This is a genomic window from Nesterenkonia flava (assembly GCF_031432335.1).
Lineage (GTDB): Bacteria > Actinomycetota > Actinomycetes > Actinomycetales > Micrococcaceae > Nesterenkonia > Nesterenkonia flava.
The window spans coordinates 1-590 of record NZ_JAVKGT010000095.1; the positions used below are offsets into that span (position 1 = coordinate 1).

General features: G+C 63.6%; 1 protein-coding gene and 1 pseudogene. Both read left to right on the top strand.

Annotated elements, in window-relative coordinates; genetic code table 11:
* Positions 1-297 (top strand): annotated as a pseudogene (locus tag RH857_RS13630) (aldehyde dehydrogenase); the annotation flags it as partial.
* 1 nt (position 298) lies between these two features.
* The coding region (locus RH857_RS13635) for a DJ-1/PfpI family protein (RefSeq protein ID WP_310538513.1) at positions 299-590 on the top strand (292 nt) is incomplete at its 3' end.

Below are 590 nucleotides of genomic sequence, written 5' to 3' on the forward strand. Positions count from 1 at the left end.
CCCCAGGACCCGGGGGCCAAGAGCGAATTGGCCAAGCAGGGCAAGGCAGTCATCGACTTCGGCACACATTGGTTCAAGGGGCAGACCATGGGCAACGGTCAAGCCCCGGTCAAGCGGTACAACCGCCAGCTGCGAGACTTGATCGCGGCCGGCAAGGCGACCCCTTCCTGGATCGTCTCCCACGAAATCTCGTTGGACGAAGCCGCCGACGCCTACAAGAACTTCGACGCCAGGTCCAAGGGTTGGACCAAGGTCCTCATCAAGCCCGGCATGTCAAACGGAAAGAAGGAAAACTGAAATGGCAGCAGATCTGCAGGGCAGGAAAGTCGCGATCCTCGCCGCGGACGGAGTCGAACGCGTCGAGCTCGAGCAACCCCGCGAAGCACTGGAACGGGCAGGCGCTCAGACCGAGGTCCTCTCGATCCACGACGGCGAGATCAAGGCCCGTAAGAACGACCTGGATGAAGCGGGCACGTTCACCGTCGACGGGTTGGTCGCCGACGCCTCGGTGGGCGACTACGACGCCCTGCTGCTTCCCGGCGGCACGGTGAACCCCGACCAGCTCCGGGTCGACAAGGACGCCGTTTCCT